22 protein-coding genes are annotated in these 25,595 nt (G+C 74.4%); 5 read left to right on the top strand and 17 right to left on the bottom strand.

The features are described from left to right. Window positions 1-15 precede the first annotated feature (15 nt). Entirely contained in the window at window positions 16-1,386 is a 1,371-nt protein-coding gene (locus AC3WT4_RS01370) for an ADP-ribosylglycohydrolase family protein (RefSeq protein WP_492314506.1), read from the top strand. 41 nt (window positions 1,387-1,427) lie between these two features. On the opposite strand, the gene AC3WT4_RS01365 is transcribed toward AC3WT4_RS01370, so the two are convergent. The 7 genes from AC3WT4_RS01365 to AC3WT4_RS01335 form a co-directional block, all read right to left on the bottom strand. Further along, window positions 1,428-3,578, bottom strand: a complete 2,151-nt coding sequence (locus AC3WT4_RS01365; protein WP_492314505.1) for a purple acid phosphatase family protein — start codon at window positions 3,576-3,578, stop codon at window positions 1,428-1,430. A 236-nt stretch (window positions 3,579-3,814) separates the two neighbouring features. Next, the gene (locus tag AC3WT4_RS01360; RefSeq protein WP_492314504.1) at window positions 3,815-5,476 is read right to left on the bottom strand and encodes a collagen-binding domain-containing protein; all 1,662 of its coding nucleotides are present in this window, start codon (window positions 5,474-5,476) and stop codon (window positions 3,815-3,817) included. A 247-nt stretch (window positions 5,477-5,723) separates the two neighbouring features. After that, the gene (locus AC3WT4_RS01355) at window positions 5,724-6,920 is read right to left on the bottom strand and encodes a PaaX family transcriptional regulator C-terminal domain-containing protein (protein ID WP_492314503.1); all 1,197 of its coding nucleotides are present in this window, start codon (window positions 6,918-6,920) and stop codon (window positions 5,724-5,726) included. Further along, complete coding sequence (locus AC3WT4_RS01350) at window positions 6,917-8,221, bottom strand: kynureninase (protein WP_492314502.1); 1,305 nt, start codon at window positions 8,219-8,221, stop codon at window positions 6,917-6,919. The genes AC3WT4_RS01355 and AC3WT4_RS01350 overlap by 4 nt, the downstream gene beginning before the upstream one ends. Continuing rightward, entirely contained in the window at window positions 8,218-9,285 is a 1,068-nt protein-coding gene (locus tag AC3WT4_RS01345; RefSeq protein WP_492314501.1) for an amidohydrolase family protein, read from the bottom strand. Before AC3WT4_RS01345 ends, AC3WT4_RS01350 begins: the two co-directional genes overlap by 4 nt. Continuing rightward, window positions 9,282-10,151 (bottom strand): tryptophan 2,3-dioxygenase, encoded by an 870-nt coding sequence (locus AC3WT4_RS01340; protein ID WP_492314500.1) that lies wholly within the window; start codon window positions 10,149-10,151, stop codon window positions 9,282-9,284. Before AC3WT4_RS01340 ends, AC3WT4_RS01345 begins: the two co-directional genes overlap by 4 nt. A gap of 103 nt (window positions 10,152-10,254) precedes the next feature. Next, window positions 10,255-10,944, bottom strand: a complete 690-nt coding sequence (locus tag AC3WT4_RS01335) for a histidine phosphatase family protein (RefSeq protein ID WP_074803472.1) — start codon at window positions 10,942-10,944, stop codon at window positions 10,255-10,257. A gap of 78 nt (window positions 10,945-11,022) precedes the next feature. On the opposite strand from AC3WT4_RS01335, the gene AC3WT4_RS01330 reads away from it, so the two are divergent. Continuing rightward, the gene (locus tag AC3WT4_RS01330) at window positions 11,023-11,964 is read left to right on the top strand and encodes a ribonuclease Z (protein WP_492314499.1); all 942 of its coding nucleotides are present in this window, start codon (window positions 11,023-11,025) and stop codon (window positions 11,962-11,964) included. Window positions 11,965-12,023: 59 nt separating this feature from the next. On the opposite strand, the gene AC3WT4_RS01325 is transcribed toward AC3WT4_RS01330, so the two are convergent. Beyond that, the gene (locus AC3WT4_RS01325) at window positions 12,024-12,449 is read right to left on the bottom strand and encodes a ChaB family protein (protein ID WP_492314498.1); all 426 of its coding nucleotides are present in this window, start codon (window positions 12,447-12,449) and stop codon (window positions 12,024-12,026) included. 115 nt (window positions 12,450-12,564) lie between these two features. Here AC3WT4_RS01325 and AC3WT4_RS01320 point away from each other — a divergent pair, with 115 nt between their 5' ends. Further along, entirely contained in the window at window positions 12,565-13,233 is a 669-nt protein-coding gene (locus AC3WT4_RS01320; protein ID WP_492314497.1) for a hypothetical protein, read from the top strand. Between the two features lie 96 nt (window positions 13,234-13,329). Here AC3WT4_RS01320 and AC3WT4_RS01315 read toward each other — a convergent pair whose 3' ends face one another. The 4 genes from AC3WT4_RS01315 to AC3WT4_RS01300 form a co-directional block, all read right to left on the bottom strand. After that, window positions 13,330-14,115 (bottom strand): glycerophosphodiester phosphodiesterase, encoded by a 786-nt coding sequence (locus AC3WT4_RS01315; protein ID WP_257416499.1) that lies wholly within the window; start codon window positions 14,113-14,115, stop codon window positions 13,330-13,332. After that, window positions 14,112-15,494: an ABC transporter substrate-binding protein gene (locus tag AC3WT4_RS01310; RefSeq protein WP_108047059.1), complete on the bottom strand. Its 1,383-nt coding sequence runs from the start codon at window positions 15,492-15,494 to the stop codon at window positions 14,112-14,114. Before AC3WT4_RS01310 ends, AC3WT4_RS01315 begins: the two co-directional genes overlap by 4 nt. 101 nt (window positions 15,495-15,595) lie before the next feature. Next, window positions 15,596-16,504, bottom strand: a complete 909-nt coding sequence (locus AC3WT4_RS01305; protein WP_400110768.1) for a carbohydrate ABC transporter permease — start codon at window positions 16,502-16,504, stop codon at window positions 15,596-15,598. Next, window positions 16,501-17,400 carry a carbohydrate ABC transporter permease gene (locus AC3WT4_RS01300; RefSeq protein WP_492314552.1) on the bottom strand — a complete coding sequence of 300 codons (900 nt, stop codon included), beginning with the start codon at window positions 17,398-17,400 and terminating at the stop codon, window positions 16,501-16,503. Before AC3WT4_RS01300 ends, AC3WT4_RS01305 begins: the two co-directional genes overlap by 4 nt. Between AC3WT4_RS01300 and AC3WT4_RS01295 the strand changes: the two genes are divergently transcribed. Beyond that, window positions 17,395-18,564, top strand: a complete 1,170-nt coding sequence (locus AC3WT4_RS01295) for a DUF6318 family protein (protein ID WP_492314496.1) — start codon at window positions 17,395-17,397, stop codon at window positions 18,562-18,564. The genes AC3WT4_RS01300 and AC3WT4_RS01295 overlap by 6 nt on opposite strands. Window positions 18,565-18,893: 329 nt before the next feature. Continuing rightward, on the top strand, window positions 18,894-19,460 hold the full coding sequence (locus AC3WT4_RS01290) for a hypothetical protein (protein WP_492314495.1): 567 nt from the start codon (window positions 18,894-18,896) through the stop codon (window positions 19,458-19,460). 89 nt (window positions 19,461-19,549) lie between these two features. Here AC3WT4_RS01290 and AC3WT4_RS01285 read toward each other — a convergent pair whose 3' ends face one another. From AC3WT4_RS01285 to AC3WT4_RS01265, 5 genes are all read right to left on the bottom strand, one after another. Then, window positions 19,550-21,736 (bottom strand): family 43 glycosylhydrolase, encoded by a 2,187-nt coding sequence (locus tag AC3WT4_RS01285; protein WP_492314494.1) that lies wholly within the window; start codon window positions 21,734-21,736, stop codon window positions 19,550-19,552. Window positions 21,737-21,885: 149 nt separating this feature from the next. After that, entirely contained in the window at window positions 21,886-22,467 is a 582-nt protein-coding gene (mug, locus tag AC3WT4_RS01280; RefSeq protein ID WP_492314493.1) for a G/U mismatch-specific DNA glycosylase, read from the bottom strand. A gap of 20 nt (window positions 22,468-22,487) precedes the next feature. Then, complete coding sequence (locus AC3WT4_RS01275) at window positions 22,488-23,141, bottom strand: class II aldolase/adducin family protein (RefSeq protein ID WP_492314492.1); 654 nt, start codon at window positions 23,139-23,141, stop codon at window positions 22,488-22,490. Continuing rightward, on the bottom strand, window positions 23,138-24,388 hold the full coding sequence (otnK, locus tag AC3WT4_RS01270; RefSeq protein WP_492314491.1) for a 3-oxo-tetronate kinase: 1,251 nt from the start codon (window positions 24,386-24,388) through the stop codon (window positions 23,138-23,140). Before otnK ends, AC3WT4_RS01275 begins: the two co-directional genes overlap by 4 nt. A 104-nt stretch (window positions 24,389-24,492) precedes the next feature. Next, window positions 24,493-25,500 (bottom strand): TRAP transporter substrate-binding protein, encoded by a 1,008-nt coding sequence (locus tag AC3WT4_RS01265; RefSeq protein ID WP_021482372.1) that lies wholly within the window; start codon window positions 25,498-25,500, stop codon window positions 24,493-24,495. Window positions 25,501-25,595: the final 95 nt, after the last annotated feature.

Below are 25,595 nucleotides of genomic sequence, written 5' to 3'. Positions count from 1 at the left end.
TGGCACGATCGCGACGTGACGACGACGCCCGTTCCCCGCCCGGCACCCCTCGACCCGCTCGACCACGGCCTGCTCGACCGCGCGTCGGGCGTGCTGCTCGCGCAGGCGGCGGGCGACGCGCTCGGCGTGCCGTACGAGTTCGCGCGGCCGCCCGGGCCCGGGCACCGGGACGAGGTCGCGGTCATGCGCGGGGGCGGGCTCGGCCCGTACGCGCCCGGCGAGTGGAGCGACGACACGCAGATGTCGGTGTGCGTCGCGCGCGTGACGGCGGCGCACGACGTCCTCTCCCCCGTGCCCGACGCGTTCGGGGCGACGCCGCTCGACGACGTCGCCGCCGCGTTCGAGGCGTGGCGCACCGGGGGCGCGTCCGACGTCGGGACGCAGACGGCCGCGGTCCTGCGCGACGCCGCCGCCCGCCGGGGTCCCGCCGCCGCACGGCTGCGCGAGGCGTCCGCGGCGCTGCACGCGGCGACCGACCGCACGGCGGGGAACGGCGCACTCATGCGGACGGGCGTCGTCGGGCTCGTCGCGCTCGGCGACCGGGACGCGACCGCCCGCGCGGCGCGTGCCGTCGCGGAGATCACGCACACCGACCCGCTCGCCGCCGAGTCGTGCGTGCTGTGGTCCGAGGCGGTGCGCGTCGCGGTGACGGAGCAGCGGCTCGACGTGCGGGCCGGCCTCGACCTGCTCGACCCGGAGGCCGCGGCGCGCTGGTCGGCGTGGGTCGCGGACGCGGAGTCCGCCCGGCCCGAGGCCGACCTCCGGCAGAACGGCTTCACGGTGACCGCGCTCCAGGCGGCGTGGCGCGCGATCGCGACGACGTCCCCGCCCGAGCGCTCGCGGTTCGCGGGCCGGGACCACCTGGTGGCGGCGCTCCAGGCCGCGGTCGCCGTCGGCGGCGACACCGACACCGTCGCGGCGATCGCCGGGAGCCTGCTCGGCGCGCGGTACGGCGCCCGCGCGGTGCCCGACGAGTGGGCGACCGCCGTCCACGGCTGGCCCGGGATCGACCGCCGCGTGCTCACGGCGCTGGCGCGCCGCACCGCCCAGGGCGGCCTCGTGCGCTCCGAGGCGCTCGTCCTGCCCGACGGCGACGCGCGCCCCGTGCAGCACTGCCCGCTGTGCGGGACGCTGCTCCGCGAGAACCCCCGCTACCCGCGCCACGTGTGCGGGTGGTGCGCCCAGGACGTCACCGACGAGGAGGGTCGTCCCGTCGTGCTGGCGAACGCGACCATCACGGGCGGGTACACCGCGCAGCGCCCGGACGGCTCGCCCGCGTCGGCCGACGTGCTCGCGGGGAGGGTGTGGATCGACGGCGTCGCGCTCCGCGCGCAGGAGGCGCGGTTCGGCGGGGTCGTCGTGCAGCCTCTCGACGACCCCGCCTGAGCCGGCGGCGCGTTCGCGCCACCGGCCGGACGAGCACAGCCTCAGCCGCAGGAGACCGCCGGGAAGGCGACGTCCTGGGCGGAGGGGGCGCCGCCGTCGGGCAGGGTGCCCGTGACGGTGACGGACCCGGCGTCGGCCGCGACCGCCCGCGTCGAGAACGACTGGTACGCCGCCTTGCCGGGCGCGACCGCCGCGACCGTGCGCGTGCCGAACGGCGTCGCGAGGGTGACGTCGGCCGGGACGTCGCCGGTGTTCGTGGCGCGGACCGCGACGTACGCCGTGCCCGCGAGGCAGCGGGTGCTGGTCTCGACGGCGAGCGCGGGGCCCGCCTCGTCCTCGCGCTGGAGCGTCACCCGGTCGACGACGCGCTGCGACCCGGTCGCGTACGTGGTGACGGTGAGCGACGTGGGCGTGACGTCGAGGTCGGAGTAGCTGGCCTCGCGCGACTGCTCCCAGCGTGCCGTCCACGGCTTGGCGCCGTCGAAGTCGTAGAACTTCGAGCCCGACGACGAGTTGCCCGTGAGGTAGAGGACCTGGTCCTCGTCCGGGGTGAGGACGTCGCCCTCGGCCGGCGCCGCGGCCGGGACGACCGGCGTCGCGCCCTCCATGAGGTACGAGCGCGTGTAGATGTGGTCGTGGCCCGCGAGGACGAGGTCGACGCCGAGGTCGCTGAAGACGGGCGAGAGCGCCTCGCGCATGCGCACCACGTCCGTGTCGCGCGAGTGGAACGCCTGGCTGTAGAGCGAGTGGTGGAACGTCACGACGACCCAGTCGTACGCGTCGCCGTGCGTGCCGACCACGTCGCGCAGGAACGCCTCGTGCCCCGCGATCTGCGTCGCGGACGAGTCGTTCGAGTCGATCGCGACGACGAGGACGTTGTTGTACGCGTACCAGTAGTCGCGGCGCTGCTCGGCCGAGAGGTTCGGCATCGCGTAGTGCTGGTCGTAGAGCGCCGACGCGGTGTCGTGGTTGCCGTCCTGGACGGCGAAGCGCAGCTCGCGCATCTGGCGCGGCGCGAGGAAGCCTGCGTACTGCTGGCTGCTGCCCGCGTTCTCCACCTGGTCGCCCGCGGAGATGAGGAACGCCGTGTCCGGGTGCCGCTCCGTCATGGTGTCGAGGTTGGCGGCCCAGCGTGCCGCGTCGTTCGCGGCGTTGCCGCTCGCACCGATCTGCGCGTCGCCGACGAACAGCGCGGAGAACTCGTCCCCGAACGTCCCCGTCGTGAACGTCGACGGCGCGGACCAGCCGGTCGCCGCGCTGCCCACGCGGTACACGTACGCCGCGTCCTCCTCGAGCCCGGTGATCGTGGCGTGGTGGTACGTCGCGCCGTCCGCGGCCGCGCCGTCCCGGGACGACGACGTCGCCGCGGTCCGCCAGTCGACCTCGCCGCCCGTCTCGTCAGCCCGGGCCCACCGGACCTCGCCCGCGCCGGGCAGCGTCGAGAACCACGCGACGTTGGCCTGCGTCTCGTCCGCGCCGACGTTCAGGGCGACGTCGCGCACCTCGCCGTGCGTCGGGACGAGCGAGCGGACGTCGAGGTAGATGTCCGAGCTCGTCGGCGCGTCCTGGTAGAGCGCGACGGAGATCGTGTTCTCGCCGGGCTCGAACGCGTCGGCCGGGACGACGAACGTGCCCGTCACCGGGTCCGTCCGGCCGTTGCCGTGGTACTGGAGGTTCTCGGTGATCTTCCGGTCGTCGTCACCCAGGCGCACGACCTCCTCGCCGTTCACGTAGACGATCGCGGCGTCGTCGTAGACGATCTCGCCCTCGAACGCCGGGACGCCGTCGAGGTCCGCCGCCGTGAGCTCCACGTCGGTGCGGAAGAAGAACGTGGGGACGTCCGTCGTCGTGCCCTCGATGTACTGGGTGAGGAGCGTGGTGATCGGGAAGGCGGCGCCGATGCCCGTCGCGGCGCCGCGCTTCGCGCCGAACGCGCCCGTCGCGGACTTCCACGCGGAGTCGTCGAACGCGGTCGTCGTCCACACGCGCTGGTCCGCGGCGGATCCAGCCGGGTTCGTGCTGTCGTCGAGGTAGCGCCAGGTCGTGCCGGACGTCGAGAGCAGGGACTCGTCGGCGGCGGCCGTCGAGGTCGCGGTCGCGGCGACGAGCGCCGTGCCGACGAGCGAGACGGCGAGCGCCGACGCCGCCGCGCGCGCGAGCGCGCCGGGCGGCCGGGAGGCGTGCGGTTTCATGGGTTCCTTCGCAGGTCAGGGGTCCGCGCGGCGACGACCGTCGGACCACCGTGGCGGCGTCGGACCCGTGGTGGGAAGCGCTGTCACCGTAGGCAGCGGGGATGGCGGCCGTGCGTCGTCGGGGTGAACGCGCGGCGGCGGCCAGATGGCCGTCCTCCGCATGACCCGGCAGACGCAGGACGCCGCGTCCCCCGGAGGGGACGCGGCGTCGAGGCCTGCGACGAGGAGAAGGCGGCTCACGCGCCCCGGCGCCGCCGGAGGACGAGGACGCCCGTGCCGAGCGCGACGAGCAGGAGCGCGGCGATCACGACACCGGCGGCCTGCACGCCGGTCGTCGCGAGTCCACCCGTGCCACCGTCGGCCGGTGCTCCCGGCACGTCGGGCGTGCCCGGCACGTCGGGCGTCGTGGGCACGGTCGGGTCCGTGGGCACGGTCGGGGTCGTCGGAGTCGGCGCGGGCGTGGGCTCGAGCGGCCGGTCGGCGGTGTTGGTCAGCGTCACGGCGACGTCCGCGGCCGCGGCGACCTCCAGCCGCACCGTCCCGTCGTCGCCCGGCTCGACCGCGCCGCCGTCGACCTGCCAGGTCGGCTCGCCCCACTCCACACCCTCGACCGCCGGGAAGCCGGGCTCCCCGAGCACGACCTCCGCCCCGACGGGAAGGTCGTCGAGCGTCGCCGATCCGCCCACCGGGACCGTCAGCTCGCCGGCAGCCCCGTCGACGACGTACGCGACGGTGAACGCGGTGCCCGCGGGGACGACCGACGCGGCGTCGCCCACCACCCGCTTGGTCACGGTGAGGCTGCCGCTCTCGGCGGGCACGGTGCCGCACGGGATCGACCCGGCGAACAGGTAGGCGTGCGCCTCCCCGCCGAGCAGCGTGAGGTCGCGCGCCACGACCTGCCCGTCGAGCGGGGACGCCTCGACGGTGAGGTCGGCGGTCGGCGCGTACACCGACCCGTCCAGGCGCGCCCCGCCGGCACCGAGCGTGACCGGGCCGTCGAGCCGCGACAGGTCCCACATCACGAACGAGGCCGCCTTGCCGGCCTCGCCGAACACGGAGCCCTGGAGGTCGGTCGTCCCGGCGGGGACGGAGACGATCAGCGGGGCGTCGGCCGACGGGAGCACGCCGTCGGCGAACTGCACGGTGTACGCGTCCGCGATCGCCGTGTAGTCGACGACGTTCGGCCGCCCGGCCTCGAGCGCGGAGAGGACGACGCGGTCGCCGACGTCCTCGGTCACGGAGAGCACGTGCGCTGCGCCGCTCGGCACGAGGTCGGCGAGGCACCGGCGGACCTCGGCGGCCCCCGTGGCACCCGTCTCGACGTACGCCGCCACGGAGCCGCGCTCCGTCGCCACCGTCGCGGCGCCGTCGGGCCACTTCTGGTTCGTGGCGTCGACGGCGGGCGAGTCGTCGAGCGACGTGCGGTACCGCACCCAGTCGGCGCGCTGGTACGTGCCGAACGCCGGGTCGTCGCCCACGACCTTGAGGTAGCCCTGGAGCGCTGCACCCCGGTCCGCGGGCGCCCCGCCGTTCGTGATCTGGACCGTCCCCGACGTCGGTGCGTAGCCGCCCACGAGGAGACGGGTGGGGTCGCCGTCGACGGTGGGGATCGTGTAGTCGGCCGTCCCGGCCGCCTGGTGGAGGATCGCGTACATGCCCCCGTCGGCACGGACGGACAGCTCCCCGCCGACCGCGACCGAGCCCTCCGTCTCGTGGTTGCCGAGGTGGGCGTCCTCGCGGGCGTAGACGCTGAACCCCCCGGCCAGGTCGAACGGGTTCACCGGTGCGTCGGCGGCGACGGCGCCCGACGCGGGCAGCACGAGCGCGGCGCCGGCCAGCGCGACGACGGCTGCGGCAGCGGTGCGGCGTCGGCCGGAACGAGTGGTTGACTGCGGCAACAGACGTGAGGGCAGCATCGAGCGGACAGCTCCATCGGGTGGGGGAAGAGGTCGGTCCCGACGGACCGGGACCGGCCCGTCCCTCTCACCGTAGGCCGAACTGGACGAGCGTCCAGAACGCGTGCCGGGTGAAGTCGTGCCGGTGTGATCGACCCCACCTCACCGTGCGCACGGGCAGCCGGACCTGTCGGTCATGTCGGGCTCCCGACGAGCCCCGCGGGGGGCAGCGCGTGCGCGCCGCACCACGTCAGGAGATGACGAGGCTCGCGATCAGCCCGTCGCGCAGGCGGACGGTGAACGTGCCCGGCCCGTTGTACCCGTCCCCCGAGACCGTGAGGTCGAGCAGCACCTCGTCGGGTGTCGCCCCCGGCCGCAGCCCGGAGACGTCGAAGTGCGAGCGCTTGCCGATGTTGTCCGTCCTGTCCCAGCTCGCGAGCTCGGTGCGGCCGCGGAAGCGGCGGCCCCAGTCGTCGAGGACGGCGTCCTCGGTGAACGCGGTCAGGAACCGGGCGGTGTCGCCTGCGTTCGTCGCCTCGACGAGGGTCCGCACCGCGGCCGGAAGGTCGTGCGTCACGTCGCTCATCCCCTCACTGTGCTCCCCTCGGTGCCCGACGACGACCCGGACGTGGTGTGACGCGGCGTCCGCGAGCCCGTGCCCGAGCCGGCCGAAGAGCGCGACGCTCGCCGTCCCGGGCCAGTCGGCGGGCAGCGCGGCCGACGGCAGCCCGGGGTCGGCGTACGGGATCGGCCGCCAGTCGTCCACGGCTCGCACCCACCGCGCGAACGCGTCGCGCGGCTCGTCCGCTCGCGCGGACGGGGCGCCGTCGGCTCCCGCGTCGTCGTGCCGGGCGAGGAACGCGCGGTGCAGCGCCGCGACCCGGTCGAGGTCCCACCACCGCGCCGCCGCGTCCGCGAACGACCCCGCGACGCGCGGCGGCCCCGCGAGGAACACCGTCGCCGCGTCCCGGACCTCCAGCGCCACGAGGATCTCCTCGACCTCGTCCACGAGGTGACCGGGCGTGATCCACAGCCCGTCCGCGACGCTGCCGGCGCCGATCCACGCGAGGTGACGGCGCAGCTGGTGCCGCGCGTCGCGCCGCTCTTCGGGCAACGAGTACGACACGAGGCACCACGGGTCGTCGTCGCCCTGCTGCCGATAGCCGAAGATGCGCCGGTCGCCGCGCGCGAGCATCGGCCCGGCGTCGGGGGCGAGCCGGTACCCCGCGCGGCCGTCGTCGAGCGTCTCGGGCACGAGCAGACCCTTGGCCTTGACGCGCGAGACCGCGCTGCGCGCCCCCGCGGGCGGGACGCCGAGCGCGCCGAGCAGCTCGACCAGGTCCGCCACCGCGACCGCACCCCCCAGGTCCCGGACGTACAGCCCGACGACGGTGCGCAGCAACGACGTCGTGCTCCCCGGCCGGGAGTCGAGGTCGTCGAGGATCACGCGGGCCCGGCCGCACCCGGCGCGGTCGGCCCGCTCGGCCGGCCGTCGAGGACCTCCGCCAGGGTGTCGCGCACCGCCTCGACGCCGACGCGCACCTCGTCGAAGCTCGTCGAGAGCGGGGACAGGCCGAGGCGCAGGCCGTTCGGGCGACGGAAGTCGGGGATCACGCCGCGCTCCCACAGGAGCGGGAGCGTCGCCTCGAACGCGTCGTGGTCGACGGTCACGTGGCTCCCCCGACGCTCGGGGTCCCGCGGCGACGCGTACCGGGCGCCGAGCGGGAGCAGCAGGTCGTCCACGAGGGCCGTCGCGTGCTCGGTGAGCGCGACGGACTTCGCGCGGACCGCCGGCATCCCGGCCGCGTCGACGAGGTCGAGCATGTCCTGCATCGCGAGCATCCCGACGATCGCGGGCGTCCCCGAGAGGAAGCGCCGGACGCCGTCGTGCGGCGCGTACGCCGGGCCCATCTCGAACGGCGCCGCGCTCCCCATCCAGCCCTGGATCGGCTGGGTGAGCGCGCCCTGCAGGTCGGCGCGCACGTAGCCGAACGCGGGCGCACCGGGACCCCCGTCGAGGTACTTGTAGGTGCAGCCCGCCGCGAGGTCGACGCCCCACGCGTCGAGCTCGACCGGGACGGCACCCGCGGAGTGGCACAGGTCCCACAGGACGAGCGCGCCGGCGTCGTGCGCGAGCGCCGTGATCGCGGCGGCGTCGCTCACGTACCCCGACCGGTACGCGACGTGGCTGAGCAGCACGAGCGCCGTGCGGTCGGAGAGGACCTCCGCCACCTGCGCGGGGGTCACGCCGCCGTCGTGCTCGGGCGTGATCCACCGCAGCGTCGCGCCGTGCTCGCGCGCGACGCCCTCCAGCACGTACCGGTCTGTCGGGAAGTTCCCGGCGTCGAGCACGATCTCGTCGCGACCCGCGACCTGCGGCGCCGAGAGCGCGGCGCGCACGAGCTTGTAGAGGATCACCGTCGTCGAGTCCCCGACGAACGTCTGGCCCGCCGCCGCGCCGAGCGTCACCGCACCGATCCGGTCACCCAGCGTCAGCGGCAGCTCGTACCACTCCTCGTCCCAGCCGCGGATGAGCCGCGCGCCCCAGACGTCGGTCGCGAACCGCGCGAGCCGCTCGGCCGACGCGCGCGTCGGCCGGCCGAGCGAGTTCCCGTCGAGATAGGCCGTGACCTCCTCGGAGTCGACGAACGCGTCACGGAACCGCGCGAGCGGGTCGGCCGCGTCGAGCGCGGCCGACCGCGCGGCGTGGTCGGTGCGGGCGGTCGTGGCGTCGGTCGGGTCGGTCATCGCCGGTCCTCCGGGGTGCGGGGTGCGCGCGGCGCACCGTGGGGCTCGGGTCGCGCCACGACGACGGCGCGCGCGAACCACGCGGCCACGTCGTCGGGGTCGTCGAGGTCGGGCGGGTCGCCCGGGACCCAGGTCGCGGCGCCGTCGGGGTCGGGCGCGGCGCCGTCGTGCGCGATCGCGCCGAGGAGCGCGTGCGGATCGAGGCCGGCCTCCGCGAGCGCCCGCAGCTCGCGAGCGTTGACGCCGGGCGGGAGCGGGCCGTTGCCGAGGTCGGTGCCGTAGACGACCGACCCGCCGAGCGCGACGAACCGTCGGACGTTGTCGATCGCGACGTCCTGCTCGGTCGTCGGGCTCCCCCACCCGTGCACGTCGAGCGTGCTCACCCAGCTCACCCGCCCCACCGGACCCACCGGACCCACCCGGCCCACCCCGCCGAACACGGGGTCAGGGCCGTTCTCGACCGTTTTTCGTCGGTGATCCCGTGCTCGACCGGGCGTTGGGGCGTGGTCGGCGGGGCGGGGGCCGGCCATCGCCGCCAGGAGGTCGTCGGGCAGGCGCTCGCTGAACGGGGCGTGCGCCAGCCGGTCGACCCCCGCCTCGAACGCGCGGGCCGCCATCCCGCGCCCCTCCACGTGCGCGACGACGTCCCGGCCCCGCGCGTGGGCGTGGCCGACGAGCGCGGCGAGCGTGGCGTCGTCGGGCACCGGGCCGGCGTCGGCGTGCAGGGCGACCTTGAGGAACGACGCGCCCGCGGCGAGCTGGCGGTCGACGGCGGCGACGGCCGCGTCGGGCGAGCCGACCTCCTCGACGGACCCGGCGGGCGCCCACGACCGGTCCGACGGGTAGCCGCCGGAGGCAGTGAGGAACGCGCCCGCGAACGCGACCGCCGGGAAGCCGGGACGCCCAGGCCACGTGCGCGCGGCGTCGGGCACCCACCCGAGGTCGTGCACGACCGCGATCCCGCCGCGTCGCACCGCGACCGGGTCGACCAGGCCGAGATGCACGTGCGCGTCTGCGAGCGGCGGGAGCCAGGTGCCACCGTCGCCCGCCCGGCCGAGGCTCACGACCGCCCGATCTCGGTGCGGACGGCGAACAGCTCGGGGAAGAACGTGAGGTCGAGGGCGCGCTGGAGGAAGCCGACGCCGCTCGACCCGCCAGTTCCGCGCTTGGTGCCGATGATGCGCAGCACCGTCTTCATGTGGCGGAACCGCCAGAGCTGGAAGTTGTCCTCCAGGTCGACGAGCTCCTCGCACGTCTCGTACGCCGACCAGTACGTCTCCGGGTCGTCGTAGATGCGCCGGAAGACCTCGACGAGGTCGTCGTCGAGCGTGTGCGCGACGGTGACGTCGCGGTCCAGGACCCGCTGCGGGACGTCGTGGCCGTGCCGCGCGAGGTGGCGCAGGAACTCGTCGTAGACGCTCGGCTCGGCGAGCAGGCGGGCGAGCTCGGCGCGCGCGTCGGGCTCGGCGTCGAACACGTCGAGCATCCGTGCGTTCTTGTTCCCCAGCAGGAACTCGACCGCGCGGTACTGCCACGACTGGAAGCCGGACGCGTACCCGAGGAACCCGCGGAACTGCGCGTACTCGCTCGGCGTGAGCGTCGCGAGGACGGACCACTGCTCCGTGAGCGTGCGCTGCACGTGCTTCACGCGCGCGATGCGCTTGAGCGCGGCGCCCAGCTCGTCGGCGGCGAGCAGGTCGCGCGCGGAGAGCAGCTCGTGCAGCACGAGCTTGAGCCAGAGCTCCGTCGTCTGGTGCTGCACGATGAACAGCATCTCGTCGTGGTGCTCCGGGTCGCTCACGGGCTCCTGCGCGGCGAGCAGCGTGTCGAGGTGCAGGTACGACCCGTACGTCATCTGCTCGCGCAGGTCCGTGACGATGTCGGACTCGAGCGCGCGCTCGTTCGGCGCGGGCAGCGGTGCGTCGGCCATCCGTCGAGCGTATGTCACGAACGTGACGACCGCCAGGTCCGTGCGATGCATCGGAATGACGCAATGATCTCATCATTGCGTCATTCCGACCGGGTGGTAGAGGTCAGTCGTCCGCCGCGGCGCGGCGCTCCTCCTCGTCGACGGACTCGCCCGTGGGGTCCTCCGCGACGAGGTCGTCGAGGAACGCGCCGCCCAGCGGCCCGTCGCTCACCCCGACGAACCGCCAGCCCGACGCCGGGTCCCCCTCGACCTCGACGAGCCCGGTGTTCGCGAGCGGGGTCCACGCGAGCCGGTCGACGTCGACGCCCGCGGCGCGTGCGCACGCCCACGCGCGGATCGCCGCACCGTGCGACACGACGACGGCGGTCTCCCACCCGGTCCGCGCGACGGCCGCGAGGGCGTCGTCGTAGCGGTCGAGGAACTCGGTGCCGTCCGGGCCGCCGGGAACCCGGCGGGCGGGCTCGCCGCGCCCCCACGCGAAGACCGTCTCGAGGTAGAGGGCGTGGTCGTCGTGGTCGGCCGACATCTCCAGGTCGCCCGCGTCGACCTCGCGCAGGCCGTCGAGCTCGAGCGGCTCCAGACCGTGGCGCTCGACGAGCGGCGCGGCCGTGAGGTGCGTGCGCACGAGCGTGGACACCGCGACGCCGTCGACCACCCGGCTCGAGAGCGCGTCCGGGACCGCCGCCGCCTGGCGCGCGCCGAGGGCGGTGAGGCCCGGGCCGGGCAGGGCGGTGTCGAGCAGGCCGGCGACGTTGGACGGGGTCTGTCCGTGACGGACGAGGAGCAGGCGCATGGTTCTCCGGTTCTCGGGTGGGGGGTCTCCTGCCACCCTACGAGCCCGGGAGCGGGCGCGGCGTGGCACGCTGGGCGCATGTCCCGCCGCGAGCTCGTCGTCCTGGGGACGGCCAGCATGGTCCCGACCCGCACGCGCAACCACAACGGGTACGTGCTGCTCTGGGACGACGAGGCGATCCTCTTCGACCCCGGCGAGGGCACCCAGCGGCAGATGACGTTCGCCGGGGTGTCGGCGACCGACCTCACGCGCATCGCGATCACCCACCTGCACGGCGACCACAGCCTCGGGCTCGCGGGCGTCTCCCAGCGCATCAGCGGCGACGGGGTGCGGCACCCGATCGGGGTGACCTACCCGGCGTCGGGCCAGCGGTGGGTGAACCACCTGCTCGACGCGAGCGCCCACTACCGCCGCGGGCACCTGGAGCTCCAGCCGCTCACGACGGACGGCGTGGTCCCGCCCGTCCCCGGCCGCCCCGAGCCGGGCTTCACGCTCCGCGCCGAGCGCCTCGACCACACGATCGAGGCCGTGGGCTACCGTCTCGACGAGCCCGACGGCCGGTCGCTCGACCCCGCGCTCCTCGCCCGCCACGGGCTCGCGGGGCCGGTCGTGGGCGAGCTGCAGCGCGCGGGCCGCGTCACGACGCCCGACGGCCGGACCGTCACCCTCGACGACGTGAGCGGCCCCCGGCCCGGCCAGTCGTTCGCGTTCGTCATGGACACGCGCCTGTGCGACGCCGTGCACCGGCTCGCGGACGGCGTCGACCTGCTCGTCATCGAGTCGACCTTCCTCGACCGCGACCGCGAGCAGGCGGAGCGCTGGGGCCACCTCACGGCCCGGCAGGCGGCGACGGTCGCGGCCGAGGCGGGCGTCCGCTCGCTCGTCCTCACGCACTTCTCGCAGCGCTACCCGGACCCGACGGAGTTCTGGCGCGAGGCCCGCGAGATGTTCGACGGCGAGCTCACCGTCGCGCAGGACCTCGACCGCGTGCGGGTCCCCCACCGCCGTCGGCCCGCCTGACCCGGACGCGCCGACGCCCGGGGACCACGGCTCTACCTCGCGTGGTCGCGGGGTGGGGGTCAGTCGCCGCGGGCGCGGCGGGTCGCGCGGTCGTTGGCGCGCTGAATCGCCTCGACGAGCTCGTCCTTGGTCATGGTCGAGCGGCCGTCGACGTCGAGCCGGCGCGCGACGTCGAGCAGGTGCTCCTTGGTCGCGTTCGCGTCGACGCCGCCCGCGGTCTCGGCGCTCGCGTCGAGCCCGCCCTCCGCGGCGCGCTCGTCGGACGGGCCGGGCTCGTCCTTCGGCTCCCAGTGGTCGCCGATCTTCTCGTGCGTGTGCTTGAGCGCGGCGAACGCTATGCGCCGCGCGCGCTCCTCGGAGCCGTACTGCTCCATCGCGGCGTCGTAGGCCTTCGCGAACGTGCGCTGCGCCTTCTCGTCCGAGCGCTGCAGCGTGCTGGGGATCTCGGACTGCTTCGCGTCGCCGTCGCGCGTCGTCTTCGGCACGGGTCACCTCCTGCTGCCCGACGGCGGTCGCCGCCTCCCCCGAGCGTCCCGCCCCGGGCGACGGCTCGCGCGCCGAACGGGGGCGTGCCTGCCGGGCGCGGCCTACGCTGCCGGGATGTCGAGCGTCCTGCGGTTCCGCGGCCGCATCGCGGGCTGGGGCACGGCGTCCGGGACGCGGGTCGTCGTCGGGCGCTGGGACACGTCGCCGTTCGGCGCGTTCGCCGACGTCATGGTCGAGCGGCCCGACGGCGAGCGCATCCTCCTCGCGCCGTCGCGCCCCGTCGCGGAGCTCGTGGCGTCGACCTACCGCTTCGACCGGGTCGTCCTGGTGCCGGTCGCCGTCACGGACGAGCCGGCCCCTGCCGCGCCCGCTGCCGGCCGCGAGCACGTGGCCCCAGCAGCGGGCAGCGGGCACCCGCCGGGCTGGCACGTGGTGGCCGGCCCGCTCGAGGCGCGGCTCGCCGTCGGGCCGCGGACGTTCCTGGGGCACGTGCTGCGCGCGGTGCCCCGCCGCGTCGCGACGTCGCGGCACGCGACCGTGCTCACCGACCCCGTCGCGCGCGTGCTGCTGCGCGGCGTCCGGACGCGGGGCAGCGCCGGGCCGGGGCGCACCGAGCACTACGGCGCGACGGACGTCCACGCGCTCCTCGCCGCGCGGACGCGGTGGGACGGCGGCTCGCTCGGCGGCCTGCGCGACGTCGTCCCGCCGGTCCGGTTCGGCTTCGGGTCGACCCCGCCCCGGCCGAGCGTGACCGACGTCGTCACGACGATCGTCGTGCGCTGACCGCCCGGAGGTGGCCGGGCGCGAGACGCGAGACCGGGGCCACGCGCCGGACGACGAGCGTCTCGGCACACGACCCCGGTGCGACCGGACCGGTCCTCAGACCCCGCGGGCCGCGAGCCAGCCCGCGAGCCGGTCGGGACGGTCGGTGATGATCGCGTCCACCTCGAGGTCGACCGCGGCGGCCCAGTGCGCGGGCTCGTCGAGCGTCCAGACCGCGACCTCCAGACCGGCGTCGTGCAGGCGCTGCACGAGCCCCGGGTCCTCCAGGAGGAGCGCGCCCATCGGGTTGCACGTGACCACGTCGAGCTCGGCGCACCGCGCGAGCACGTCGTCGTCGAGCGCCACGACGAGCAGCCCACGGCGCAGGCCCGGGTCGGCCTCGCGCAGCGCCGCGACCGTCTCGGGCCGGAAGCTCTGCGCCACGACCCGGTCGGCGATGCCCGCGAAGCGGATCGGCCCCGTGACGCGCCGCACCTGCTCGACGGTCCACGACCCCTTGAGCTCGAGCAGCAGGTCCATCCCCGGTCGCCGCACGAGGAGGTCGACGACCTCGGCGAACGTCGGCACGCGCTGGCCGCCGAACGCCGGGGAGAACCACGACCCGGCGTCGAGCGCCCGGATCGCCGCGCGGTCGAGCCGTGCGACCGTCCCGCTGCCCGACGTCGTCGCGTCCACGGTGTCGTCGTGGATGACGACGGGCTCGCCGTCGGCCGTGAGCTGCACGTCGATCTCGATGCTGTGCGCCCCGGCCCGCCACGCCGCCTCGAACGCGGCGAGCGTGTTCTGCGGGGCGACCGAGCTGTTGCCGCGGTGCGCGATGACACGCGGGCGCGCGGCCCGTTCCGGCGCGGCGCCCGTGGGCGCGAGCGCGGTCGCCGTCACAGGTACGGCTCCACGTTCTCGGTGTAGGCGGTCTCGATGCGCGGCGCGACGGACTCGAACGCGGTCGCCGGGTCGGCACCCTCGATGACGATCTGCTCGATCGCCTCGTTGAGCAGCGCGTCGGCGCCCGGGATGAAGACGCGCGCGTCGTCCTGCGGGCGCGCCTTGTCGGCGAGCTGGTCGACGGCCGTGCGGAACTGCGGCGTCGCCTCGTAGATGGCCTTCATGGTGTCGGACTCGACGGCCGACGTGCGCACCGGCATGTAGCCCGTGTTCTGCGAGAAGTACGCAGTGTTCTCGGTGTTCGTGAGGAACGCGAGGAACATCGCCGCAGCGAGCTGCTGCTCGGGCGACTTCGACGCCGGGATGGCGAGACCGGTCCCGCCGGTCGGGGTGCCGCCGCCGTCGGGGCCGTCGGGCAGATAGGCCGTGCCGACCTCGAACGACGCCGCGTCGAGCGCGCCCTTGAGCGAGCCCGTCGAGCCGATGGTCGAGGCGATGAGACCCGACGAGAAGTCGACCATCGCGTCGTCCGCGGAGAGCGTCGCGACGCCCTTCTCGTGGAAGAGGTCGTGCAGGAACTGGCCGCCCGCGACCGACTCCTCCGAGTCGAGCGTGAGGTCGAACCCGTCGGAGTACGCGCCGCCCTGGCCCCAGATCATGTTCTCGAACCACCACGCGCCCCACGACGGGCCGGTGGACAGGCCGAGCGTCGATCCGCCGGACGGCACGAGCGGCTTGAGGGACGCGTCCCACTGCTCGAGCTCCTCCCACGTCTCGGGGCCGCGGTCGGGCAGGCCGGCCGCCGTCCACAGGTCCTTGTTGTAGTAGAAGAGCGGCGTCGAGCGCGCGTAGGGCACGGCCCAGTGCTGGTCGTCGTACTCGTAGTCCGCGTAGAGCGCGGGCTGGAAGTCGTCCGCGTCGGCGTCGACGAACTCGAGCACGTCGTCGAGCGGCAGGATCTGGTCGTTGAGGTGGTAGCGGAACCACCAGACGTCGGACGCGATGACGACGTCCGGCAGCTCGTCGGTCTGCGACGCGGCCTGGAAGCGCTGCGCGACCTCGTCGTAGTTGGCGCCGGCGGTCACGAGGTTGACCGTGATGCCGGACTCCTCCTCGAACCGGTCGATGAGCTCCTGCTCGATCTCCTGCGACGTGCCGGGGTGGTTGCTCCACCAGGTGATCTCGGACGCGGGCTCGACGGCCGACCAGTCGACGGCCTCGGCCGTCGCGTCGTCGCCCGCGGTGCCGGCGCCGTCGGCCCCGGCGACGCTCGGGCCGGCGCACGCGGTGAGCGCGAGGGCGGTGACCGCCGTGAGGGCGGTGGCGGCGGCGCGGGCCCGACGGCGGCGCGCGCCGGGTGCGGTGCGGTGGGACACAGGTGCTCCTTCAGGTCGTGCACCGGGTCTCGGTGCGCTTCGGGGAACCCGGACCGCTGCGGGCGGGCCGGGGAGTCTGGTGTCGGGCGGGTGCGCGCCGGTCAGCCGGTGACGGCACCCGCGGTGAGGCCCGCGACGAGGCGGCGCTGCAGGACGAGGAAGACGACGAGGATCGGCAGCGTCACGACCACGGTCGCGGCGAGCAGGACGCCCCAGTTCGTCATGCCGTCGGTGTTCTGCAGCAGCGTGAGGCCGACGGGGAGGGTCATCTTGTCGGGCCGGTCGATGACGAGGAACGGCCACAGGTAGTCGTTCCACTCCGTCACGACGGACACGAGCGCGACGGCCGCGAGCGTCGGCGTGCTCATCGGCACGACGAACCGCCACAGCTTGCGCCAGTGCCCCGCGCCGTCGAGCTCGGCGGCCTCGAGGATCGAGCGCGGCAGCGTGAGGAAGTGCTGGCGGAACAGGAACGTCCCGAACGCGCTCGCCAGGCCCGGCACGAGGATGCCCTGGTAGGTGTTGAGCCACCCGAGGCTCGCGACGAGCGTGTAGTTGGGGATGATCGTGATCTGCGGCGGGATCATGAGCGTCGCGATGACGAGCCCGAACACGACCTTCTTGAACGGGAAGTCGAGGAAGACCAGCGCGTACGCGCACGTGAGGCCCAGCGCGACCTTGAGGCCCGCGCCCACGACCGTGATCCCGACGCTGTTGAGCAGCAGGCGCCCGAGCGGGATCGAGTCCGCGGCCTGCGCGTAGTTGTCGAGGTTCACGCTGCCCGGGAGCCACTGCAGCGGGACGGTGTACAGCTCGGCGGGCGTCTTCATGCTCGCGAGCACCATCCACACCAGGGGCGCACCGAGCACGACGGTCGCGAGCACCAGGGCGAGGTACCCGCCCGGCTGGAGGGCCCGGCGTCGGGCACGGGGAGCGCCCGGCGGGCGGGACGCGAGGGCGGCCGGCGTGGCGGGCGCCGTCTCGGGACGGGCGGGCGCGACGGCGCTCATGCGTAGTGGACCTTCCGCTGGACGAACCGCATCTGCACCGCGGTCACCGCGAGCAGCACGAGGAACAGGACCGTGGCGACCGCCGACGCGTACCCGGCGCGCCCGTTGACGAAGCTCTCCTCGTAGATCGAGTACATGAGCGTCGTCGTCGAGCCGAGCGGGCCGCCCTGCGTCATCGCCTTGATGATGTCGAAGGACTGGAGCGACGCGAGGAGCATCGTCACGACGAGGAAGAACGTCGTCGGGGTGAGGAGCGGCAGGACGATCGAGCGCAGCGTCCGCGCCGACGACGCGCCGTCGAGCGCGGCGGCGTCCTTGAGGTCCTGCGGCACCGACTGGAGTCCCGCCAGGTAGATGAGGGCGACGTATCCGAGGTTCTTCCACAGGTAGACGACGACGATCATCACGAGCGGCCACGGGCGCTGCGTGTACCACTGCGGCGACGCGACGCCGACCCAGCCGAGCAGCTCCTGGACCAGCCCGTAGCGCGGGTCGAACATGAACAGCCACAGGATCCCGACCGCGAAGCCCGACAGCACGTACGGCGCGAACGCGACGGTCCGGGCGACGCCGCGGCCGCGCAGCCTGCGGTTGAGCAGCAGCGCCAGCCCCAGGCCGAGGACCATCGCGCCGCCGACCGTGGCGAGCGTGAACGCGAGCGTCGTCGTGACGATGCGGCCCGTCGTCGGGGCGGTGAACCACTCGACGTAGTTGCCCAGCCCGACCGGCCGCGCGACCGGCGACCCGAGGTTCCACTGGAGCGTCGAGAGGTAGAAGCTCTGCAGCAGCGGTCGGTAGACGAACACCAGCAGCAGCAGGACGTTCGGGCCCGCGAGCAGGAGCGCCCACAGCAGGTTCCGCCGACGGCGCCGCGCACCCAGGCGGCTGCGGTGCAGCGTCTGGGCCTCGCGGTCGGTGCCCGACGGCGTCGGGCCGACAGGCGGTCCGGGGCGGGTGGTGCCCGGGCCGGCGGCCGGGGAGGTCGCGCCCGGGGTCGCGCCTCCCGGCGCGCCCGAGGAGCCCGGAGACTCCGGGGTGAGAACGGTGGTCACAGCACAGGTCCGCTCGTCCGAGGGTGCAGGTCACGGCCGGCGCGGCACCCGTCCTGCGGGTGGGCGGCCACTCGGAGCATAGGAAGGGACGGCGCCGGTTTTGTCCGTGAATGTACGGGTGCGGGGACGCCCGTCGGGCAACGTTCACCGAGCCGTGCCCGCCGCGCCACCCGCGCCTGTGGAGCGGTCACGCGGTGGACACCTCGTGAAGCGTCGTCCACAGGGCGGGACGGACGGTTCCGCGTCGCGCGGCGTTTCGCTAGGTTCGTGGCGTTCGCGCGGTGCCGCCCGGTCCGGGCCGCGCCGCCCGGTTCGCGGGCAGGGGGTCTGGTGAGTCGTACGCGTCATGCGCCGGTCGAGGAACGACCGGCACGAACGGTAGGGAGCGCCCGAGCGCTCCGGTCGAGGAGCAGTGCCCGACGGCGAGCGCTCGCCCTGGGCGTCGTCGTGACAGCCGGGTGCCTGGTTGCCGGGTGTACGGGCGGGGGTGATCCCGCGCCGTCACCGCCGGTCGAGACGTCGGCCGAGCCGTCCGTCACGGAGCCGCCCGAGCCCGAGCCGACCACGACCGGGCCTCCGAAGCCCGAACGGCCCGCGGCCATGGAGCGCGACGACGCCGAGGGTGCTGCTGCGGCGGCGGAGTACTTTCTTGAGCTCTACCCGTATGTGATGAGCACCGGCGACACCGCGGAGTGGGACGCCATGACGTGGGTGGAGACCTGTGGCTTCTGCGAAGGGGTCAGAGAGAATGCGCTTGAGATCCAGTCCGCCGGTGATTCGTACCTGGGCTCTGAAACGACCGTGACTTCAGCAACCGCTGGCGAGGTGGACTCGTTCACCGGCGGCCGCGCGGTCCTGGTCGACGTGACTCAAGAGGCGCATAGACGTATCGCAGACGACGGGAGCGTCGTGTCGGAAGGCGCTCAAGTCAACGGTCGTCTGCACATCGACGTTATCTTCACCGACGACCAGTGGTACATAGTGGGCGCGTCGGAGATCGACTCGTGAAACGGCGAGCACTCAGACGCTCCACCTCAATCCCCATCCTTGCTTTCTCAACGCTGGTAATCGCTCCTGGAGCGCTCGCTAGCGACCTCCTCTTTGGTGGCGAGGCGACAGACGACCAGGTCAACGCGTTCGTCCAAGCGCCTCAAGGAGGCGACGAGTACGTACACGAGCCTGAGAACAGCCCGTCTACAGAAGCCTTCCGGCGAGGACCTGCCTACCGCTGCTTCGATGGCGACACCGCGACGACACTTCCCGGGCTGGTCCGCGCATGCCCCGGCGAGCAGAACACGGCGGACCTCACCCAAACGTGTGCGCCGGAGGAGTTCGCGATGGACCCGCTCTTCCGCCAGACGTGGACGAACGCCCCGGACGGGTCGCGCACCGCGGTGTCGGGGTGGGAGTTCGTCGACGACGGGTCGTGCGTCGGCGCGGCGGACCTGACTGCCGAGGCCGAGGCGGCGTTCCGCCAGCTCACCATCGCGCCGTCGCCCGTCGTCGTGCAGCCACCGGACGGCTGGACGGTCGTCAACGTGCCGACGATCACCTACACCGAGCCCGGCGAGCAGGTGCTCGACACGACGCTGCTGGGCATCCCGGTCCAGATCCGAGCGACGCCCCGGTCGTTCACCTGGGACTACGGCGACGGGAGCGGCCCGGTGACGACGACCGACCCGGGCGCCGCGTACCCGCACCACACGGTCGCGCACACCTACGACCAGCCGGCGGACCGGGTGACGATCACGCTGACCACGACGTGGTCCGGGCAGTTCCGGATCACCGGCACCCCCGACTGGACCGACGTCACCGGCACGGCGACGACGACGAGCGCGGCCGACCCGCTGCGGATCTACGAGGCCCGGTCGCGCCTGGTGACCGACGACCTCCCTGGCTCCTGACGGGACCGCCTGCGTGAGGCCGAGGAGACGGACGACCGCGGTGCCGCCCATCGGCCGGGCGGCACTGCGGTCTGCGGGTCAGGAGGCGACTACGCGCAGGTGAGGGCGTCGTACGTGGTCGTCACCTCCGTCGTCGTGCCGGCGACGTCGGTGACCGCGACGAGCGCCTCGCCCGCCGCGAGCGCCCCGCCGCGCACCTTGAACGACTGGTACGCGCTCTTGCCCGGGTCCACCTGGGCGAACGCCCGCTCGCCGTGCGGGGTGGTGACGGCGAGGGCGACAGTCTCGTCGCCGTCGTTCGTCGCGCGGACGGCGAGGTACGGGGTGCCGCCGAGGCAGCGGGGCTGCGCGGTGACGGTGACCTGCGGGTCGACGGGCGGCGCCTCGGCCGGGAAGACGTCGAGCGCGTCGAGCTCGGTGTACCAGGTGAGCTTGGTCAGGGTGACGGTGTTCCACCCCTGCTGGAGCTGGACCTGGTGCGTGACGGACTGCCAGTTGCCCCACGTGGTGTGCGGGAAGGTGACGACGCCCGCGTCGGCGCCGTTGACCGTGACGGTGCTCGACGACGGCAGCGTGTACCCGCCGCGCTCCGAGCCGTTCGCGAACCGCACGCCGAGCGTGTACGACCCGGCCTCGTCGGCGTGCACCTGGAGGGCGACGGAGCTGTCGAGGAAGTCGAGCCCGCCGACCTTCTGCCCGCCCGACGCCCCGGCCGCGCTCCCGACGGAGCCGCGCGTGATGACGCCGTCCTCGAACTCGTACCGCGTCGCGTCGGACGGGATGACGGGCGGCGCCGACGGGCGCGGGTCGCGCGTCGCGGGGTAGACGTCGAACGCGTCGAGCTCGGTGAAGAACGTCGCGCGCGTCAGCGTGATCGTGTTGGTGCCGGCGACGAGGTCGACGAGGTGCTCCGACGTCTGCCAGTTGCCCCACGTGGTGTGCGGGAAGACGACGGTCTCCGTCACGGTGCCGTTCACGGCCAGCGTCCCGGTGGACGGGACGCGCGTCGAGCCGTCCTGCGAGCCGTTCGCGAACCGGATGCCGAGCAGCGCCGGCCCGGCCGCGTCGGCGTGCACCTCGACCGTCACGGAGGAGTCGGCGAAGTCCAGGCCGCCGACCTTCGCCCCGCCCGACGCCCCGCCGTCGGCCACGACGCGCGCGTTCGTCACGACGCCGTCCTCGGCCTGGTAGCGGTCGGACGCCTGCGGGACGGACGGGACGCCGTCGGCCGACCACTCGAGGTCCGCGACGTACATGGCGCGGTACGTGAACGCCGCGTTCCAGCCGTGGAAGACGATCGCGTCCGAGCCGTCCGGCGCGGTGACGACGTCCTGGCCGCCCGGGCCGCGCACGTCGCCCTGGAAGCGGTCGCTCGTCATGAGCTCCGTCGTCGCCTTGGTCCACGGGCCGTCGAGGCTCGGCGCCGTCGCGTACGACGTGCGGTAGGCACCGCCGTAGAAGTCGTTCGCGGAGTAGAAGAGGTAGTAGGTGCCGTCGCGCTCGACGACCGTCGGCGCCTCGACGACGCGGCCCTCGTACGCCGTGTCGACGCGGATCAGCTCGGTGGCCGGCCCGGTGAGGGTGGTGCCGTCGGGCGACAGCGGCTGGGCGAAGATGATCGCCGTCTTGCCGGTGCAGCAGTTCCCATCAGCCTTCCACAGCAGGTAGAGCTGGTCGCCGTCGACGAACGTCCCGGCGTCGATCGCGCCCCCGAGGTCCTCGGTGCCGTCCTCGCCGTTGGGGCAGACGAACGGGTCGTCGCCGACGGGCTCGAACGGCCCCTCGGGCGAGTCGGAGAGCGAGAGGCCGATGCACTGGCGCGGCGACGTCGCGTCACGCGCCGTGTAGTAGAGGGCGTACCCGCCCTCGACCGCGGCGACCTCGGGCGCCCACACGCAGCGGTCGGTCGCGCCGCCCGGCGAGAAGGTGCACGCCTCGCTGACCCAGGCGCCCAGGTCGGGCGCGACGTCGTTCGGGGCGCTCCACGTGACCAGGTCCGTCGAGGTGCGGTGCTGCACGTTCCGGCCCTGGTCGTTCGTCGCGTAGGCGTGGTAGACGCCGTCGACGAGGAGGATGTCCGGGTCGGGGAAGTTGGCGTCGACGACCGGGGAGATCGTCGGGGCGACGGCGGCCGCGTCTGCGGTGGTGACGGCGGCGGTCGCTGCCGACGGGGCGGCGGTCGCGGCGGCGGCGCCCGAGACCACCAGCCCGAGCGCGACCAGCGCACCCGTGACAGCGGTGGCACGCGTGCGCGCCCGGGACAGGGAGAGCTTCATGGGATGTCTCCTCGACGGTGAGGGGGCAAGAACCCGGGACGGCGTCGACCTCGGGGCTTCGAGTCTCCCGGGCGGCTTCACACAAGTCAACAACTTCTCGCAAGAGTCAACAAAGTCCTCGCGGGTCGGTAGCGCTCAGGAGGCGGTGCTCACGTCCGACGGCGGTCCGGCAGCCCCGCAGCGACACGCAGCTCCGCGTACGCCGCGCCGAGCGTGGCGACCGTGTCGTGAGCGTTGAGGCCGCTCGGGTTCGGGAGCAGCCACACCCGCGCCGGACCGAGGCGCCGCTCCTGCGGCCCCGCCGCGGCACCGCGGTCCGCGAACGCCGTGCGGTACGCGCCGAGGCCGAGCACCGCGACCCACCGCGGCCGGTACGTCTCCGCCGTCTCCCCGAGACGGCGCCCGCCCGCCACGATCTCGTCCGGCGTCAGCTCGTCCGCCCGCGCGGTCGCCCGCCGCACGACGTTCGTCATGCCGAGCCCGGCGTCGAGGAACGCCTCTCGCTCCCACGGCCTCAGCGCGCGCTCGGTGAAGCCCGCCTCGTGCATCGCCTTCCAGTAGCGCGTGCCCGGGTTGGCGAAGGGCAGCCCGACCGCCGCCGAGTACAGCCCGGGGTTGATCCCGCAGAACAGCACGTCGAGGTCCGGCCGCAGCCAGTCCTCGATCTCGCGGCCGCGCGCGGCGGCGAGGTCGTCGGCGGTCGGGCGCGCGTACGGCGGGTCGGTCGGCACCGGACCATCCTCGCCCGACGTCAGCCCCAGGGCTGCCCGTACGCCTCGACGAGCTCGCGCACCTCGTCGTCGGTGAGGTGCCGCGTGTCGAGCCGGTCCCCCAGCAGCAGCCGGACGCGCGCCGCCTCCTCGATCTCGACCGCGCGGTCGACAGCCTCCGCGACCGTGCGCCCGGCCGCGATCGACCCGTGGTTCTGGAGCAGGGCACCGTGGAAGCGCAGCGCGCTCCCCCGCACGCGCTCGGCCTGCGCCGGGTCGCCCGGCGCGGCGTACCGCACGAGCGGCACGTTGCCCACGCGCATGACGACGTACGGCGTGACCGGCGCGAACGCCGTGTGCTCGCGCCACGGAGCGAGGCACGACGCCGCGACGGCGCTCGGCGAGTGGAGGTGCACGACGCAGCGGTACTCCGGGTCGCGCGCGTACATCGCGAGGTGCAGCGGCCACTCCTTGGTGGGCCGCGGCGTCGGGCCGTCGTCCTCGGTGACGGGGGTGCCGTCGAGCGTCGTGCGGGCCATCTGCTCGGCGGTGAGGGTCGCGAGGGACGTGCCGCTCGCGCTCATGCGTACCTCGTCGCCGAAGCGCACGGACACGTTGCCCGACGTCCCGGGCGACATCCCGCTCGCGGCGAGACCGCGCCCGGCGGCGAGCAGCTCCTCGACCAGGTCGCTCATGCGAGCTCCTCCCACGCGGTGACGAACAGGTCCTCGGTGCCGAAGTTGCCCGACTTGAGGACGAGGTTGACGTCGTCGGCCCCGCGGCGGCGACCGCGCAGCCAGGACACGCCCGGGCTCAGGAGCTGCCCGACCTCGAGCACGTGCACCCCGAGCCCCTGGACGACGCTGCCCGACGTCTCGCCGCCCGCCACGACGAGCTGCGTCGCGCCCGCCTCCGCGAGGCGTGGCGCGAGCGCGGAGAACAACCGCTCGACCACGGCCGACGCGTCGGCGGTCACCGCACGCCCGAGCGCGACGTCGTCCGGCTCGCCCACGGAGTACACGAGCACCGGCCGGTCGGGCTGCTCGGCCCAGCGCTCGCGCGCCCAGGCGAGGAGCCGCTCGACCTCCGCGTCCGGGTCCGCGAGCGCCGCCGCGACGTCGACCTTCTGGTGCGGCAGGTGCGGCAGGGCCGCCCGGACCTGCGCCTGGGTGGCGCGCGACGCGCTGCCCGCGAGCACCGCGCGTCGGCCCGGGACGGCGGCGATGTCGCCGAGCGTCGCGCCCGTCGGGTCGAGGCCGAGGGCCAGCCCGGAGCCGCCCGTGACGAGCGGGGCGTCGGACGTCGCGCGGGCGACGACCGCGAGGTCGTCGTTGTCGATGCTGTCGACGACGACGTACCGCGCGCCGCCCGCCTCGGCCGCGACGATCGCGTCCCGCAGCGCGTGCTCGCCGGCCCGCACGACGCCGACCGGCACCTCGGCGACCGGGTGCGCGGTCTGCGCCGCGAGAAGGTTCGCGACGCGCGAGTCCCACATGGGGTTGAGCGGGTGGTCCTTCATGGGGCTGCGGTCGAGCGGGTCGTCCCCCACGAACAGGTGGCCGCGGAAGACGGTGCGGCCCGCGTCCGGGAAGCCGGGGACGACGACGGCGCTGCGCGCGCCGGTCTCCTCCAGCAGCGCGTCCGCGACGGGCCCGATGTTGCCCTCGGGCGTGGAGTCGAACGTCGAGCAGTACTTGTCGTAGACCTGCGTGACGCCGAGCGCGGCGAGCGCACGGTAGGCCGCGCGCGCCTGCTCCACGGCCTGGGGGGCGGGCACGGAGCGGATCTTCAGCGCGACCACGACGGCGTCGTGGTCGGCGAGGTCCGCGAGGTCGTCCTGGCCCGGGACGCCCAGCACGACGGCGGTCCGCAGACCGCGCGCCCTCCAGTTGCCGGCGAGGTCGGTGGCCCCGGTGAAGTCGTCGGCGATCGCGCCGCGCATCGGTGTCTCCTCTGGTCGGTCGGGTCGTCGGTCGTCGCGGGCGTCGCGGGCGGCGCGGGCGACGCGGTCGACGCGCCGGCGCGGCTCGGGGCCGCGGTACGGCGTCACGCGTCGCCCGAGCGGATGCGCTCGGCCCACTCCACGACCTGGGGGTCGACGTGGTCGAGCACCTCGGACGAGGCCTCCGCCCACTCGGCGCGGTCGATCTCGTGCAGCTCGACGCCGCGCTCGACCAGGAAGTCGACGTTCTCCTGCCGCTCGGCGATCGACGTCTCGCGGTACCAGGAGGAGACGTCGTCGATCTCGGCGTCGACGATCGCGCGGAGGTCGTCGGGCCAGCCCTCGTAGGCGTCGGCCCAGACCTGGAAGTGGAAGTTGCCGAACACGTGCTCGGTGAGCGTGACGTGCGGCGCGACCTCGTAGAACGAGTTGAAGCGCACGACGTCGATCGGGTTCTCCTGGCCCTCGACCGCGCCCTGCTCGATCGCGGGGAACACCTCGCTGAGCGCGAGCGGCATGGGGCTCGCGCCGAGCGCGTGCCACGTGTCGAGGTAGGTCTGCTGGGTCGGGACGCGCAGCTTGAGGCCGCGCGCGTCGGCGAGCTCGGTGACGGGACGCTGCGTGTTGAGCACGCGGCCGCCGCGGTACATCTGGCCGAGCAGCAGGAACCCGGAGTCCTCCCGGATGGCCTCGATGATCTCGTCGCCGAGCGGGCCGTCCCAGACCTCGAGGAACTGGTCCTCGTCCTCGTAGAGGAACGGCACGCCCTCGATCGCGGCGAGGTCGGTGTAGCGCTCGAGCGAGCCGACGGACTCGACGACGATGTCCACGGCCCCGAACTCCAGGCCCTCCTGCATGTCCTCCCAGCTCCCGAGCTGGGAGGCGGGGTAGACCTCGATCGTCACGCGGCCGTCGGAGGCGTCGGCGACCTGCTCGGACAGTCGGTTCGCGGCGCGGTCCTGCAGGCTCCCGGCGCCGTACGAGTGGCCGAGGCGGAGCAGCAGGTCGGGCTCGGGGTCGGTCGTCGTGGCCGTGCAGCCGCCGAGGGCGAGCGCGCTCGCGACGACCAGGGCGGCGACGCGACGGTGCGGCGCGGTGGTTCTCTTCCCCACGGGAAGCTCCTTCGTGTGCGGGGCGGGCGCTGTCTCTTCTCCCCATCTGCCGCTGCCGACGCTGCCCCCTGGGTGTCGCTCTCGGTGGTCTCCGT

This window comes from Cellulosimicrobium sp. EB106-03-01-XG111 (assembly GCF_058792115.1).
Note: the sequence above shows the minus strand (reverse complement) of the source record. Positions and strands in the feature narration are given on the sequence as shown.

Coding starts and splice junctions, on each gene's coding strand:
- AC3WT4_RS01365 (WP_492314505.1), bottom strand. CDS start 3,578: ATGAAACCGCACGCCTCCCGGCCGCCCGGCGCGCTCGCGCGCGCGGCG.
- AC3WT4_RS01350 (WP_492314502.1), bottom strand. CDS start 8,221: ATGACCGACCCGACCGACGCCACGACCGCCCGCACCGACCACGCCGCG.
- AC3WT4_RS01340 (WP_492314500.1), bottom strand. CDS start 10,151: ATGGCCGACGCACCGCTGCCCGCGCCGAACGAGCGCGCGCTCGAGTCC.
- AC3WT4_RS01335 (WP_074803472.1), bottom strand. CDS start 10,944: ATGCGCCTGCTCCTCGTCCGTCACGGACAGACCCCGTCCAACGTCGCC.
- AC3WT4_RS01330 (WP_492314499.1), top strand. CDS start 11,023: ATGTCCCGCCGCGAGCTCGTCGTCCTGGGGACGGCCAGCATGGTCCCG.
- AC3WT4_RS01320 (WP_492314497.1), top strand. CDS start 12,565: ATGTCGAGCGTCCTGCGGTTCCGCGGCCGCATCGCGGGCTGGGGCACG.
- AC3WT4_RS01305 (WP_400110768.1), bottom strand. CDS start 16,504: ATGAGCGCCGTCGCGCCCGCCCGTCCCGAGACGGCGCCCGCCACGCCG.
- AC3WT4_RS01290 (WP_492314495.1), top strand. CDS start 18,894: ATGGACCCGCTCTTCCGCCAGACGTGGACGAACGCCCCGGACGGGTCG.
- AC3WT4_RS01285 (WP_492314494.1), bottom strand. CDS start 21,736: ATGAAGCTCTCCCTGTCCCGGGCGCGCACGCGTGCCACCGCTGTCACG.
- AC3WT4_RS01275 (WP_492314492.1), bottom strand. CDS start 23,141: ATGAGCGACCTGGTCGAGGAGCTGCTCGCCGCCGGGCGCGGTCTCGCC.
- otnK (WP_492314491.1), bottom strand. CDS start 24,388: ATGCGCGGCGCGATCGCCGACGACTTCACCGGGGCCACCGACCTCGCC.